Raw genomic sequence first — 358 nt, 5'->3', positions numbered from 1 at the left:
TACTCTATTAAAACTAAGCAAAAAAGCAGCTCCGGTCTTCTTACTGCTCGCTGTGAGCTTGGCTTCATCCTCAACTTCAGCGGCTAAGGCTGATTCTATTCAGTTCAGTGACGTTCCGGCGAAGCATTGGGCGAAATCAGGAATTGATACGGCGGTGAAAAAAGGGTATGTAGTGGGATATCCGGGAGGGCTGTTTATGCCTAACGCTAACGTGACCCGTGCTGAATTTATCAAAATGATCGTGACAGCGACTGGGCAAAGCGTGGAGGAGACCGCAGGCAAATGGTATGAAAGTTACGTTAATGCTGCGGAAGTGGCGAAGTTGTACGTGAGCAGTGATTTTGCTAATTCGGAGCTG

General features: G+C 48.0%; 1 protein-coding gene. It reads left to right on the top strand.

From position 1 onward, the window contains the following. On the top strand, positions 1–358 hold a 358-nt coding region (locus tag CA600_RS30670; protein ID WP_143812243.1), incomplete at both ends, for an S-layer homology domain-containing protein.

Source organism: Paenibacillus sp. VTT E-133280, from assembly GCF_002264385.1.
Classification (GTDB): Bacteria; Bacillota; Bacilli; order Paenibacillales; family Paenibacillaceae; genus Paenibacillus_AQ; species Paenibacillus_AQ nitricinens.
This window is presented reverse-complemented; position numbering and strand designations above follow the sequence as displayed.